The organism is Natronotalea proteinilytica, from assembly GCF_055379935.1.
In genome coordinates, this window is sequence record NZ_AP043947.1 from 1,787,477 (window position 1) to 1,800,791 (window position 13,315).

11 protein-coding genes are annotated in these 13,315 nt (G+C 54.8%); 1 reads left to right on the plus strand and 10 read right to left on the minus strand.

Annotated elements, in window-relative coordinates; translation table 11 throughout:
• Positions 1–63: 63 nt before the first annotated feature.
• From ACZ5AL_RS07240 to ACZ5AL_RS07260, 5 genes are all read right to left on the minus strand, one after another.
• Positions 64–657 carry a peptidoglycan DD-metalloendopeptidase family protein gene (locus ACZ5AL_RS07240; protein ID WP_464513179.1) on the minus strand — a complete coding sequence of 198 codons (594 nt, stop codon included), beginning with the start codon at positions 655–657 and terminating at the stop codon, positions 64–66.
• A gap of 440 nt (positions 658–1,097) precedes the next feature.
• Complete coding sequence (locus tag ACZ5AL_RS07245; protein WP_464513180.1) at positions 1,098–2,588, minus strand: hypothetical protein; 1,491 nt, start codon at positions 2,586–2,588, stop codon at positions 1,098–1,100.
• A gap of 55 nt (positions 2,589–2,643) precedes the next feature.
• Positions 2,644–5,523: a SusC/RagA family TonB-linked outer membrane protein gene (locus ACZ5AL_RS07250; RefSeq protein WP_464513182.1), complete on the minus strand. Its 2,880-nt coding sequence runs from the start codon at positions 5,521–5,523 to the stop codon at positions 2,644–2,646.
• A gap of 276 nt (positions 5,524–5,799) precedes the next feature.
• Positions 5,800–6,906, minus strand: a complete 1,107-nt coding sequence (locus tag ACZ5AL_RS07255) for a lysylphosphatidylglycerol synthase transmembrane domain-containing protein (RefSeq protein ID WP_464513183.1) — start codon at positions 6,904–6,906, stop codon at positions 5,800–5,802.
• Between the two features lie 136 nt (positions 6,907–7,042).
• The gene (locus ACZ5AL_RS07260) at positions 7,043–7,696 is read right to left on the minus strand and encodes a LolA family protein (RefSeq protein WP_464513184.1); all 654 of its coding nucleotides are present in this window, start codon (positions 7,694–7,696) and stop codon (positions 7,043–7,045) included.
• A 219-nt stretch (positions 7,697–7,915) separates the two neighbouring features.
• On the opposite strand from ACZ5AL_RS07260, the gene ACZ5AL_RS07265 reads away from it, so the two are divergent.
• Positions 7,916–8,323 carry an OsmC family protein gene (locus ACZ5AL_RS07265; RefSeq protein WP_464513185.1) on the plus strand — a complete coding sequence of 136 codons (408 nt, stop codon included), beginning with the start codon at positions 7,916–7,918 and terminating at the stop codon, positions 8,321–8,323.
• Positions 8,324–8,335: 12 nt separating this feature from the next.
• On the opposite strand, the gene ACZ5AL_RS07270 is transcribed toward ACZ5AL_RS07265, so the two are convergent.
• From ACZ5AL_RS07270 to ACZ5AL_RS07290, 5 genes are all read right to left on the minus strand, one after another.
• Positions 8,336–8,662, minus strand: coding sequence for an ATP-dependent Clp protease adaptor ClpS (locus ACZ5AL_RS07270; RefSeq protein WP_464513187.1), 327 nt, complete (start codon positions 8,660–8,662; stop codon positions 8,336–8,338).
• A 70-nt stretch (positions 8,663–8,732) separates the two neighbouring features.
• Positions 8,733–9,002, minus strand: a complete 270-nt coding sequence (purS, locus tag ACZ5AL_RS07275) for a phosphoribosylformylglycinamidine synthase subunit PurS (RefSeq protein ID WP_464513188.1) — start codon at positions 9,000–9,002, stop codon at positions 8,733–8,735.
• Between the two features lie 63 nt (positions 9,003–9,065).
• Positions 9,066–9,965, minus strand: a complete 900-nt coding sequence (gene pssA / locus ACZ5AL_RS07280; protein ID WP_464513189.1) for a CDP-diacylglycerol--serine O-phosphatidyltransferase — start codon at positions 9,963–9,965, stop codon at positions 9,066–9,068.
• A 23-nt stretch (positions 9,966–9,988) separates the two neighbouring features.
• Positions 9,989–10,705, minus strand: a complete 717-nt coding sequence (locus ACZ5AL_RS07285; RefSeq protein ID WP_464513190.1) for a phosphatidylserine decarboxylase family protein — start codon at positions 10,703–10,705, stop codon at positions 9,989–9,991.
• 1,273 nt (positions 10,706–11,978) lie between these two features.
• Positions 11,979–12,947: a DUF6263 family protein gene (locus ACZ5AL_RS07290; protein WP_464513192.1), complete on the minus strand. Its 969-nt coding sequence runs from the start codon at positions 12,945–12,947 to the stop codon at positions 11,979–11,981.
• Positions 12,948–13,315 lie beyond the last annotated feature (368 nt).

Below are 13,315 nucleotides of genomic sequence, written 5' to 3' on the forward strand. Positions count from 1 at the left end.
ATAAAGGGGAGCCCAGATGTTTTAGATACAACATGGAGATATAGAGAAGGGTTTCTGGATTGATCAATAAACTGCGCCCAATACACGACGCGGGTCGGGGTAGCGATGACAGGCTTCGTCGCGCTCATGAGGATACACAACCCCCGGATAGTCTGTATTTTCGGGCGGATGCAAAGCCAGTTGGATATGCAGGTGAGGCACCCATCCCCCATTTTCAGCCTCAGTACCCAGTGCGCCGATGCATGTACCAGCCTCTACCACCGTGCCGGCTGTATACCTGTCCACGCTAGACCGACTCAGATGACCATGTAGCACCCAAAACGGCGTATCGCCAGGCTGATGCCGCGTAATAACGGTGCCGCCATAGTTGCCGGACTCGTCATGATAGGCAGAAGCGGCAATCACGCCCTGATAGCAGGCATAGATCGGCGTTCCAGCGGGCGCCCAGATATCGAGCCCCATGTGAACACACCGAGCGCTTTCGTACTGAGGCGCGCTGTACATAGCCTGCGTACGCACCTCATCATATCGTCCGATTGCCCACGTAAGATCACGCAACCGATCGCGGTCGTACGTTTCGGTCAGATCGACGACTGGAATCGGCTGCTCCGGCCAGTTAACCGGCGGATGAAACGTGTATGCGTCGAAGTCAACCACGGGCAAAGGCTCAGTTTTGTTCAAAAGATGCTGGCTCAACGGCACTAAGTGGATCCACAAAAGAACCTTTGATTATGTCATTGCGAGGAGCGTCAGCGACGTGGCGCTGTGAGCGCAGCGAGGAAGTGCCTTTAGGGTGCAATCTTGTGCCTTCTAAGCAGGGTAAATCGCTCTAACGGGTGCATGAGATCGCACCCCAGGAGTACTCGTTCGCTAGCGCTCACAGCGCCGCGTCGGTCGCAAGTTCCCTCCTCGCGATGACAAGGTGTAAACGTATTTTTGCTGAGCTACTTAGTTCTCTTGCTCCGTTTCACAACTTGCTACAGCAATCCTCTCATTCACAACACCATACAGCACAAACACATACGCCGCTCATACTCGTAAGAGCAAAAGCGGCGTAGTAGGGTATGTTTTGACGGCATTCGCGTTGAGCGCGTAAACTACGGCAGGTCCGGATTCGTAAGGACCAACCCACGCTCCTCGGCGAGGATGCGGTTCATGTCATGGAGCATCGTAATCTCGTCTTCGATTGTTTGGCCCGAGTCGTAGATCTCCACCGGTGTGTAGAGATTCATTTCATCAGCAGGCGGGATGTAAGCCGGGATGATTGTTTGCGTACCCAGGTCACCCTCAGTGATAACCGGACTCTGCTCAATCTCCCGCAGCATCATAGGCAGCCGCAATCCCAGATCGTGCAAACGACGGCCTTCCAAGAACAGCACCTCCTGACGCATCAGGTAGAGCAAACGTGTAAGCTCGGGACCGCTGGCATCGTCAATCTGGTCTTCGGTAACCGATGTACCCGATATTGGAGGCATCTGAATGAGCCCCGGCCGATCAAGTACAAACCCTTCGAGAAATTCCTCCCCAGGTTCAAACGCGATTTTAATATCCGACGACCGAGGACGCGGATTGAGATTATTGTCAAGGCGCTGGTCTTCCTCTCCAAACGTAACCGGATCGCGTGCATCAACAACATCCAGTGCATCGATGAGGTGTTGTTTGGCAGCTCCTTCATTGCCCTCTGCCAGCGCTACTTCGGCGAGGATAAGGTGCATCTCTTCTGCTTTAGCAATCGGGATGGCCGAATCTCGGGAGGTATACTTCGGATCCAGGAAATCGAGCCGGGGAAGCGGCTGCATTTCGCGGAGCGCACGCTCAACTAGGAAGGTCTGCGCCGAGTTCACGAGGTTCTGGGAGTCATACTCCAGCGCAAAAAGAAACTCATCGTCTGCATTCAGCACCGCATTCGCATAGCTGGCAGCACTCCCCTCATCGCCAAGGCCGCGGTATAACCGTGCGAGCGCTGCTTCAGCAGCTATTGTTATTTCGTCATCAGGACCCAGCAAGTTGATTGCCTCTTGCAAATCCTCTTCAGCGCGTTCGTAAAGGGCCTCAGACGGAAGCGGATCTCCATCTTCTTCGACCGGAACAGCCGAGAAGTTCTCTGCCTGCATCAGGAAGGCCATGCCCCGATAGTAGTGGATTTCTCCAAGATCGCCATCACTGGCATTAGGATCTTCGGGGAGGATGTCACTGAACACAAAATCAGCTAGGGCGCGCGTTTCCTGCAGGTTCCAGTAGCTACCAAAGGCTGCACCCGTGCTATTGATAACGGCTGTGGCAGGCGTAATGCGCTCAGGCGACTCCATTGCGGTACCGCCGAGTCCAGTGCCATGAATGGAATAGTCATCCGATGCAATCGACGTTGTGACGACTGTACTGCTTAAGGCCCGCGCAAACTGTGCCCGTACGCCAGGCACAAACACGCGCACCAGATCGTCGGCTTCCTCAAGATCATCGATCGTACTCTGCGGGTTCTCAACCGACGTAGGGTCGAGAAAGTCGCATCCGGAAAAGAAGATGCCTGCCAGTAAAAGCGCAAGCAGTGTGTATGCAGGCGATTGCTGCATGAAAGAAGACGTATTCATAATAGAGGGATGTAAAAAATTGGGGCAGATCGACCGTTCAGGAGAGCCAGCGGCGTTAAAACGTCACTTCAAGTACCAGACGCACCTGGCGCGGCGGCGATATCGTTACGCTTTGCGCTCCACCTAGCTGAAGTCCGCCCCCCGATGTAAGGCCAGCGAGTTCTGGGTCAACAAGATCTTGCCGGGCAAAGGTGAACAGGTTACGCCCCGAAAGCGACACCTGTGCCGACGACAGATTGAACATATCGAGGTAATCGCTCGGCACCCGGTAGCTTACCGAGATCTCACGGATCTTCAGGTAGTCGCCGTTTTGCAGCAGCGACACGCCATCATCCTCGGTGCTAAAGAGCCCGACTTCATTTCCATCGGCATCGAATTGTGTTGAGCGCTCTGCGCGCAGCAATCCGTTGAACTGGGCCCAGTGGCTGCCCCAATCGAACACTTCCGCGCCGGTGGCCCAATCGGCCAGGGCAAACACGCTGATGTTGTCGAAGAGCGTAAGGCGCGAGGTAAACGATCCGGTATGATCGGGATACGGCGTAGTGCCTGTGAATTGGTCTTCAGACGAATCAAACAGCCCGTCGCCCGTACTATCGAAGGGCGTGGCAGCCCGCCATGCGCCAATAGGCCGGCCTTCGGCGATGCGTTGCTGTGCGCTTACGGTTGTGCTGAGGTTGAAGTCAGGCACCCCGCCCATATCCGTGACTTCGTTGGTCACGTAACCGTAGGCAGCACCAAGCGACCATTCCACGTTGTCGCGGTTTAGGATAGTGGCATCCACATCAAGCTCCACTCCTCGGTTTTCGACCTCACCCAGGTTGCGGAGCTGGGAGCCAAGTCCAGTGGACGGCTGTTCAGGAACACTAAACAAGGCATCTGTAGTCCGTGCCGTATATGCGGTGAAATTGATACCCAGCCGATCATTTAGGAAGCTACCCTCAAAACCAGCTTCCAGGGTGGCAGTACGTTCTGGGCTCAATTCTAGATTGCCAGGATTTTCAAACCGTGGTGCCGCTTCGCCACGAAACGCGGTTGACTGAAACGAAAAGTCGCGGGCGAAAGGAGTCGGAAACTTGCCTGTTTCGCCATAAGCGATCCGCAGTTTCAAATTATTAGCAACGTTGTCCAGGCGACCCGCCCAGAAGTCCTCATCGGAGATCGTGTAGGCGACCCCCAAGCTCGGGTAGGCCTGGAAACCAATATCTTGGCCAAAGGCGCTATTGCCATCCAAACGGAGTCCGGCATTGATGAAGACCCGATCGTAAAGACCGATTTGTTCACGGGCAAAAAGCCCCCCGTTGAACACTTCGCTACGCGTCTCATCCGCAACAACACTTCCGGCTTCCCCAAAATTTTCGGATCCCGGAATAAGGGTTTCTCCGTCTCCAATAAATGTGGTCGTTTCCTCACGGAAGCCTTGCGCTCCAAACGTGAAATCGGAGGTAATCCACCCTTCTCGCGGATAGCTAATGGTTCCCCGATATTCCAACGTAACCGACTTAAAGTCGCGATCGAAACGAACCAGGTCGCCGTTATCAAGCCCCGTCAGCGGGTCGGCATCTGCAGGGTTACGAGCCCGCTGCTGGTTGGTCCGGCTATCGATACCGCCGGTAACCTGCGAACTGAAGAGCTCCGACGGCTCATAGGTAGCGGTAGCGGATATGGTAAACCGATCTACCCCCTCTTGAATCCGCGGCAGCAAGAACATATCGAGCGCCTCATCGAGCGAGCCGGTTCCTGTGAAGAACAGCGCATCGCCCACTTCAAAGGCGGTGAGCGGATCGGCAATGGCGGTGCCGCTGTTGAGCCGGGAGAAGTTTGAACGCGTGTACGCGCCACTGAATCCAACACTGAGCGTTTCGCTGGCATCAGCTTGCACATTGCCGCGCAAGGCATACACGGTGTTGGCATTGTTCGGCTGAATACCGCCATTGTGCTGCGTGCGCCCGCTCACGTTGTAGGTAAGCGATTCATCGCCGCCAGACACGCCCACGTAGTAGCTTTGCGAGTGAGCTGTACGTAGGATTTCATCTTCGATGAAGCTACTGCGTCCAAAGTCCGGACTGTTTTCATCTTCGACGCGGTTCGCAAAAGAAAACCCGGTGTCGAGCAGGAAATCCGTGACCGGAATGTCGACGCCCTGCTCGGTGCGGAAGGTGACCCGCGTATCCCCATCTTGGCCTTGACGCGTAAAGATCTGGATCACGCCGTTCGCGGCATCGGACCCGTAGAGCGTACTTGCCGCTCCGCCTTTGGTGATCTCAACACGTTCAATGTCGTTGGTGAGCAGTTCAGAAAGCGCCGAGGTCGATTCGCCACCGAAGCTCAAGCTGGTATCTGAACTGTTGTCTACCCGCACGCCGTCGATGTAAATGACAGGCGTTTGACTGGAGAACACACTGGTGATGCCTCGGAAGTTAATGAGCGCTCCTTGGCCCGGCTGCGCCGACTGCGCCCGAATCGAAGATCCAGGGACTCGGCCTTGCAGCAGTTCATCGATGGACCCAACGGGCGCATTTTCGATATCACTCGCCGAAATCACGCCCACGTCTGCAGACAACGTGCGGCGCTCAACGCTTTGGCCCAGTCCGGTGACCACGACCTCGTCGAGCTGCACAAGGTCTTCCTGCAACGTAATCGTCCGTTCAATTTCTTCGCCGGGCTCAAGCGTTACGGTGATCGTTTCAGTACGAAACCCGACAAACTGTGCGGTTACATCGTGCGTGCCTGCTGGTATTCCACTCAATCGGAATCGGCCTTCCATGTCTGTAGCATCACCGATTTGCAGGTCGGCAATAACTACGTTTACACCCGGCAGCGGCTCTCCATCTTCGGAAACCACCTGACCACTGATTGTGGCCTCTTGGGCGTTGACGTCAGCAGCGCTGACGACCATGAATAGCGCGAATAATCCGATATACCAATAGGTCTTCATATGTTCATAAGCAGGCTATACGAAAGAAGAAGCAACACGCAGACAAACGGTGGGTGGGTCTTTGCGCTGCAGGCTATTTTAGATAGCTTGCTTATAACAGTGTGGTAACACGGGTGTCATATGCAAATATAAAATTGAACTTCAATCATCAGGAAGCGCTTACATATTACTTCTTAGCAGATTGTTCACATAAATATGCAAAATGGATGTCCTGTATCTTGACATCTCACCCTTTCTTTCACGACGGTTATGCCCCCGACTCACGCTGAAAAGATCTTATGGGGAAGACGACGCACGACGATCCTCTTTGTCGGAGGACTCCTCCTCAGCAACCTCACTAAGCGCACGCAGCCCAGTGCCGTACCACATCAGACAGAGAGCCCCTGCTCCGGTGTAGAAAACAAGCTGCGCGGCATGGGTCAGCACAGCATACGAGGCGGCAGGTGCTTCGGGCATCTGGTAGAGATACACCAATGCGAGGATAGTAATGTAGTGAAACGAGCCGAGTCCGCCCGGCGCCGGTACCAGAAGCCCCAGCGCTCCAATAGCCATCAGCGCCCATGCATCCCCCAACCCAATGGCATACGGATCAGCCAGGCCAAGCATCAGAAATGGAATGTATGCCATCAGCAGGTAGCCGCCCCACATTCCAATGGTGCTTATGACCAAATACCAGGGATGCGGTGACGAGCGCACTGTGTCGATTCCATCCCAAAAGTGAAGCAACGCGGGACGTATCCAGAGCCGATAGAGTGCACGTGTTCGCCAGGCTACACGCGGAAACAGCCAGGCGGCCGTCATGCCGACAAGTGCTATCACCGCCAGCCCCACGCTGCCCCAAAAGGCAAGATCGTCGAACCAGTGTGGAAGCTGAAGGGGCGCCTCTTCCAGAAAGTACGGCAGCCGATCGCGTACGTACCACAAACCCGTTATCAGTGCGATCCCCAGCACAAGTGTGTCGAGCACGCGCTCTACGACGACGGTGCCAAAGACGCTGCTAAACCGCAGGTCATACTGCAAGGCAAGATGGCCTGTACGTGCAAACTCGCCAGCACGTGGGGCCACATAGTTCGCCATGTACCCAATCATGGTGGAGGCGAAAGCCGTCATGAACCGAATAGGAGGCGGCCCCTGTTCGGGCTCTCGATATGCACGATCGGGAAGCGTACGCAGAAGTACCTGCCAACGCCACACGCGCATCACGTTGCTGACAATAACGAGTACGGCAAGCGGAATCAACCAGCTGTACTGGGCTGTCCGAAAGGCGTCAATGAGTGCCTCCACTTCTACCCCACGAAACGCCAAGTACAACAACGCACCGGCCAGAACGATGCTGCCTCCGTTAAAGAGCCATGTTCGGATGCGCTTCGACGAGATGGACAAGGTGTTGGGTGGGGTGTATGAGAAGGAGGAACGTGCTGTGACGCCTCCACAGCCTGTTCGGCGCTCAGCAGGCGCTGCGCGATCGAGCGGCCCTGTTCATTGCAAAGAGGATTTTTCGACTCAGCGTCTCCACGCCTCATCCATCACGCAGATCCACCACTTCGACTCCCTCGGGCGGTTCAAACGTAAACACCCCCTCGTCGAACGACGGGTCGAACGTCATATCGCTCAATTGAATGCGCACGTGCGTCCCACCCCCATCTGTAAGCTCCAGTTCGGTGATGGTAGCGTCATCAGGACGCACCCAAAGCACCATTGCCTCGTAGTCGGCTGCCGAATCATTGGCCTCCAACGAAAGCCGAACCATGCCTGCGCTTGTCTCTTCGCTATCAACCACCGTAAACATGTCGCTGAAGCGCGCAAAAAGTGTATTCGGCGTGGCTAAATCGGGACGTTGCTCGTCCGGTGTAGACACGATCACCTGATTGCGTATTTCGTCGTGTACCCAAATGGTTTCGGAATTGGATACAATCGTTTGGCGATCGGCTTCAACGCGAAACGCATCCGGCGTTGCGTATAGCGTACCCTGCCGCTGTTCGGTGCCCTCGTTTAACTCGGTGGAGACCTCTTGCTCGTAGGTGGCTTGGAGTCCAGATAACGCGGCATAACGGTCCTGCACACGCATGAGCCAATCATCGGCGGCATCGGCGGCGATGTCTTGGGAGACGGTGGGCTGCAGGCCCGTCATGAGCAACACCCCGAGGGTCCCCCACAGAACTACACGATACATCATCACTGAAAGCAGGTTGATACAAGGGATTCAAACAGGTAGAGACGCTCTTTCTCAACGGCGCGCCGTGCCTCTATGCATGCGTTCCGTGCGGGTTCACCCCACAAGCGGCCTTCACACAACCAACGCACACCTCCCCTTCGGTATTGTGGGGCGGCACTTCCATGGGTCGCACAGGTACGACACACACGTTTTCTTTTGCATCGACCTGTTCCTGCTATGGTTAACATTCTTGCGACCTACGAGGGCGACCTGCATTGTTCTGCGGTACATGCGCCCTCCAAAACGACGCTCACCACCGATGCACCCGTAGACAACCATGGACGCGGGGCGTCCTTCTCGCCAACCGATCTAATCGCAACCGGATTGGGTACGTGTGTTGCTACGATCATGGGCATCGCCGCCCAGAAGATCGACGCAGATCTAAGCGATATGGAGATTGACATAACGAAGGAAATGGCGAGCAACCCGCGTCGTATTGCCCGCATCCAAGTCGATGTATATCTGCCCCGCTCGTACGACGCCGATACGCTAAACCGCCTCAAACGAGCGGCATACGGCTGTCCGGTGCAAGAAAGCCTACATCCGGATATCGACATTGACCTGTCGATCCATCCCGTATCTTGACGGTGCTACGGGTCATCCCTTAATCTCGGTGTTCAGGTCAATTTCATTCAGCACCATCTGAACATCAAAGCATTCCTGAAACGACCCTTCATAGACCTCGGCTTTCCCCTTGGTATGAACCGTCCACGCCAGTTTTTCGGCGTGGCTCGTAGAGCAGCCGGTAGCTTTGACAAGCTGAACAATGACCTCTTCGAAGGTGTGTACGTCGTCGTTGTAGAGGATAACGTACCACGGTGTGTCGGTATCCGTGTCTTCCTCTTCAACCTCTAGCACCTCTACGTCGGGGTCAGCCGCTTCAGGACTCATTGCACGGGGCGGCACAAGCAGTCTGCTATTCATGACATATCGGGCGGATAGATCCATCGACTATGCGTGACAGGATGAAGGCATTGGCGATGCTCACAAACGGTTAGGCAGCGGCTTCGGTTGCTTGTTCGTCGATTGCGATGGTATAGTTTTCCATAACCGGATTCGCCAACAACTTATCACACGCAGATTCAGCAATAGCGTGTGCAGCGTCAGGCGTATCGGCATCAATCGTAAGCTCAATGCGTTTTCCAACACGCACCTCCCCGATTTCGGTATGTCCCAGGTTATGCAGCGCCTGATGCACCGTTTTACCCTCAGGGTCTAGGATAGAGGGGCGAAGCGTAATGGAAATGATGGCTTTGTACGACATACCGGTTGCGTGATTCAAAGAGTGATACGAGACGTTCAACGTACGTGCGCTATGGAGCGCCGTTCAGTCAGGCGAGCCGTCTTGATTGGAGGGCGACGTGGTTTCATTCGTGGCCTCTGGCAACGGAGTGCACAGTGCTTTTCCAAGACGGTATCCTGCTTGTCCAATACCATACAACACGTAAAGCGTAAGCACAAGCAGGAGCCCTTGCTCATGCAAAACGACAACCGCTAGGCCTCCCACCAAATAAGCCAGCACCTTCTGGGGGCGAGTCCGGATGTACTGTACGGTAGGACGCGGAAGCGCGTCGAAGTCGATGCTAGATACCATGAGCATCGACAGGACAACCACGACGGGTACGAGCACCTCCAGTTGGGTCAGTAGAGCCCCCCATGATGCATTCTCGGCTGTCAGGATCAGGGCAACGATAGCTACGGCTTGCACAGGGATGGGCAGCCCTTCGAAGTAATCTTTCTTTTCGCCATCGAAGTTCATGTTGTACCGTGCCAGGCGGACGGCCCCGCACAGCACAGGAAGCGCAGCCACGAGCAACCCAAGCATTCCAAAGTCATGGAGCACGTACACATACACCAAGAACGAGGGTGCCAGCCCAAAAGAGACCACATCGCTTAGCGAGTCGAGCTCCACGCCAAATGGACTCACCGCGTTGGTGATACGAGCCATCATGCCATCGAGCAAATCAAAAAAGCCCGCGAGCACGATAAACCAGCAGGCCATCACAAAGCTGTCTTCCCACACCTGTGTAATCGCCAGGAAGCCGCAGAACAGGTTCAGCAGCGTAAAGAAGGAAGGCAGGGCGACCCGAGGGGGCGGCCGCTCGCTGCGCGTTTCGCGTCGGGCCTCGCGGTACGCCTTGAACCGGCGTCGTAGGTCACGCCGAGCTTGATTTGCCGGGTGGGCTGGAGACAACAACGGAGATGCCGCAGAGGGAGGGACGTCCATGCCTCAAGGAAGTTAAGAAGCGGTTAGTCGGTGGAGGAAGCCTGAGATGAACCCTCAGCGCTAGTCGCAGTCCCCATATCGGCAGGAACCTCGCCAAGAATAGTTTCGCCGGCAGTCACGCGGTCTTCTAGCTCAACCGACCACGTGAACGAGGCCGGCACGATGACGTCCATGCGTGAACCAAACTTTACGATGCCATAGCGCTGGCCCGCCTCAACAGTCTGGTTTTCGTCTAGCTGAAACGCAATACGCCGTGCTACAGCGCCGGCAATCTGTTTGAATACAATGGGCATGCCCGAAGTGTGATGCATGCCTACCTCAGAGCGCTCGTTTTTTTCACTCGCTTTCGGGTGCCAGGCAACCAAGTACTCGCCCGGAATGTAACGCGTCCAGGCAATAGTACCGGTGGCAGGTACTCGGTTTACGTGTACGTTGAGTGGCGACAAAAAGATAGACAGTCGCTGCGCCGGTCCGTCGATAAAGTCTGTAGTCGTCTCTTCTACAATTTCAACGACTTTGCCATCTGCGGGAGCGACCAGGGCCGGTCCATTTCGAGCCTCTAGTGGTGCCTCGCGGTCGGGATCGCGAAAGAACCAGACGGTAAATCCCCAGGCTAACGCCGCAAGCAAGCTCAGCCCTACGGCCCATCCCCCTCCTGCCCATAGGCCAAATCCAACAAGAACAAAAGCAAGTGCAGTAGCTCCACCAATAAGTGGATACCCTTCAGGGGCAAGTTTCACAATCAATCGAATGGTTGGTTAACAGATGAGTGGACTCATTTAGGCAATCTAATGGGTCACTCGTGATTTGGTTGGGGTGGTTATACCATTAGCTGACAACATGCTCATGAGCCTGCAGGCGCAGCGCGTTGAATTACGGCGATATGAGTATGCCCGGTGTGCGCTTTCATGCTGCATCAGGGTAAGTAGTGCTCTGTCATACCTGAATGTTATGGTATGGAGTGGACTCGCGTTGAAGCATCTCAAACCCAATGTTCTGTCATGTTGAGCAAGCGAAAGGCCCCCAGGGCCCGAAGCGCGTCGAAACATCTCCTCGGCGCTCAGCAGCTACTGGCAAACCAACAGCCCTGCCCAGTTCGTGGGAGATCTTTACTCACTGCGTTCGTCAGTCGCTCCGCTCACGATCTTGTCATTGCGAGCGGAGCGACGCAATCTCATTGCTGTCAGACCAGACGTAGCCGCCCAATCAATGGCATGAGATCGCACCCCAGGAGTACTCGGGCTCCGCCCAGCGCCACGTCGGTCGCAGGCTCCCTCCTCGCGATGACCTAGTCCTTGCACATAACTTTTTCTTCGCTATGTTGTTTATTTAAAGTTGGTTTCCTCCACCGCCTGTTCAATGAGAGACTGTTGGATCCTGCAATTGGATCCTACAACAAGAACCCATCTAGGCGTCTTCTAGGGGGAATAGTCGGGGGAATGGATCCTGAATCAAGTTCAGGATGACGTGTCGGGGGGACGGTGCTGGGAGACGAAAGCTCCCTTTCAACCCCAATGCCTCCCTCCCGAACGTCATCCAAATCCTGAATCGAGTTCAGGACAGGCAAGCCGGCGAGCGCGATCCAGGATCCAGAACAGGCCTCGGCCGCACGAGGTCCCGCTGGCGCCGCCCCTCGTTCTGGCCAATACGTTGATGATCCCGTCAGCAACAAGTCCCGTCAGCAACAAGTCCAGATTGCAACAAGTCCAGATTGCAACAAGTCCAGATTGCAACCCGTGATCAACGATTATCACCATCTCGAGTTGTGTGCATAGACTAGCGCGATGACAGGGTATAAACGGTATTTTTGCCGACTTACTTACGTCCAGTGTCGAATCATTCAACCCTACAGATCGCCGGGGAGGCAAGCGGCCCCGGCTATGGATTGTACTCACATCGCCCCTTTTCTTAGCCCGGGATCAGGAACAAAGCGGATATTCCGGACAGCTATTGAGCCACGCTACACATATACCAATCGCGCGGAGTCGATCACCTATTCAACGTGACTATAACCTACTCGTCGTCAGCGGGCTCGATACCGTAGGACTCGGTTGTTGTAATGTCCATATCCATTTCCACAGGCCCATCTTGCCCCGGTGCTTGCAGCTCCACAAAGCCCGAGATATCACCATCCATGCTCGACTCAAGCAGCAACCCAGACGGCATGTCTAAGACCATAGTGCCCGACTGTGATCCTGTCAAAAAAGCTTCGCCCGACACGCCTTGCCCCATTTCCATCGGAGCCCCTTCGGAGTCAATATCCGCTTCTACGCTAATGTGTGCGCGGGTATCTTCGACGGAGTCAAGCGTGTAGGTCATAGCAAGTGTTAGCGGCACACCCAGATCTACGTCCGCCTCTTCGGTCCAACTATCGCCAACAGCAATAGACTCGGTTGGGTAGAACTGAAACTGATTGAGGAACCCGTCGGTCATGTTAGACACAAGCATTTCCAATTGCTCGTCGCCCTCCACCAGTTCACTCATGGCTGCTTCAAGCTCATCGCGATCGCCTGCGAATGATCCATCTTCGCGCAGGTCAATGCTAATTGTCTTGTTCAGCATCCGTCCCATTGCATCAGCTATTGGGCTTTCGCTTTCGGGATCATCGCTATCATAGCTCATCGTTTCCCCCATTCCGCTGCTTTCCATCTGGATACGCGTGATGGTGCGCTCAAGCGTGGTGGTGCCGTTCTCGCGGTTGGCAATGTGCATCCGAGCGGTAAACGTTTGATCTTGTTCATTCTGGATTTCGTTGCCCATCACAGAAATGTCTGATACCACACGTTGAGTTTGAGTGATGGTGAACGTGCGCCCTTGCTCTGGAGCCAACCGTAACACGTATTGATCCCCATCTTGCCAGGCCGACACATCTGCAGAGCCTGTATCATCAGTAGCGGCATCCGTGCCGCCACACGCTACAAGTACAAAAAGCAACAGTGCGGCTGCGCTGCATGTGGTGGCGTATTGTATAAAACGGCTCATAGAACGCTGTCTATCTTAACAAAAAATAATGGATATTGACACAACGGAATCTGACACATTGTTACGACCCGGCAGTCGCTCCCGTCAATCGCTACAGTGTGTACCTGCTCGTCTTGAAAACCTGACCGGCTAACGTGTGCGGCTGCCTTTTTGTTACACATCTACAAAATACAAATACAAACTGGAAGCCAAGTCGCAATAGGGTAATTCTCTGTCACAGGTCAATCTTCGGGGATCGCTTGCGTCCCCGGCAATCTGTGGCCCATCGCTAAACACGTACGTGCTGTGACGTTACGAGCCCTTCCTCACTGAACGTACGTCTCCCCTGCATTCAGGACGCTCACTATGAACGGGCGGTTTGTGAGGTC

What these genes read in the sequence shown, in the direction of transcription:
- ACZ5AL_RS07250 (WP_464513182.1), bottom strand. Translation starts at nt 5,523, where the DNA reads ATGAAGACCTATTGGTATATCGGATTATTCGCGCTATTCATGGTCGTC.
- ACZ5AL_RS07260 (WP_464513184.1), bottom strand. Translation starts at nt 7,696, where the DNA reads ATGTATCGTGTAGTTCTGTGGGGGACCCTCGGGGTGTTGCTCATGACG.
- purS (WP_464513188.1), bottom strand. Translation starts at nt 9,002, where the DNA reads ATGTCGTACAAAGCCATCATTTCCATTACGCTTCGCCCCTCTATCCTA.
- ACZ5AL_RS07245 (WP_464513180.1), bottom strand. Translation starts at nt 2,588, where the DNA reads ATGAATACGTCTTCTTTCATGCAGCAATCGCCTGCATACACACTGCTT.
- pssA (WP_464513189.1), bottom strand. Translation starts at nt 9,965, where the DNA reads ATGGACGTCCCTCCCTCTGCGGCATCTCCGTTGTTGTCTCCAGCCCAC.
- ACZ5AL_RS07265 (WP_464513185.1), top strand. Translation starts at nt 7,916, where the DNA reads ATGGTTAACATTCTTGCGACCTACGAGGGCGACCTGCATTGTTCTGCG.
- ACZ5AL_RS07270 (WP_464513187.1), bottom strand. Translation starts at nt 8,662, where the DNA reads ATGAATAGCAGACTGCTTGTGCCGCCCCGTGCAATGAGTCCTGAAGCG.
- ACZ5AL_RS07290 (WP_464513192.1), bottom strand. Translation starts at nt 12,947, where the DNA reads ATGAGCCGTTTTATACAATACGCCACCACATGCAGCGCAGCCGCACTG.